This is a genomic window from Phyllobacterium sp. P5_D12, from assembly GCF_054049495.1.
Map to the genome: position 1 here is coordinate 1 of NZ_JBFUMG010001211.1, position 512 is coordinate 512.

The 512-nt window shown below is 48.1% G+C and carries 1 protein-coding gene; it reads left to right on the forward strand.

Features of this window, described 5'->3' with window-relative positions; all coding sequences use genetic code 11:
- A partial coding sequence (locus ACXJ5O_RS29550) for a hypothetical protein (RefSeq protein WP_457302999.1) occupies positions 1 to 354 on the forward strand: 354 nt, incomplete at its 5' end.
- Positions 355 to 512 lie beyond the last annotated feature (158 nt).

Consider the following 512-nt stretch of genomic DNA (forward strand, 5'->3'; position numbering starts at 1 on the left):
CCCTATAGGCGCGGTCAGAAAATCCTGCATCTTGGAGAGTTCATCGATCTTGGAAATTTATCGAAGCTTCACATCATCCGTACGACAAAACCCAAAAGTGAAGAGTTAGAAGAACTACAGATTTCCTCGCGCAGAGATATTGATGAGGTAAATGCCCGCTCTTCTGGGTTCACCTTCATTTCAATTGGATACGGTTGGAATGACGAAGACATTGTGTTTTGCGGCRATGACGTCACATCTCAATTCATTCAGCCCATTCCGAGCAGCAATTGGTACCTCAAGGACTTTTGGCAGATCGCAGGTGTTGTGGTGGCCATTGTCGGCGTGATCCTTGCCTACCTCGCCTTGAAGTAACCGCTATGCTCTAGCTTGCACTTCGAAACAGACGTCGATACCCGCCGGATTAAGGATGCTCCGATTGCTGGGCATTGTTCGTACTTTCCGCAGAATGGCTTACCGGGTTCGCGTTGACGATCATTCCGACTTGATTGAAACTGTTGGAAACAGAGAGG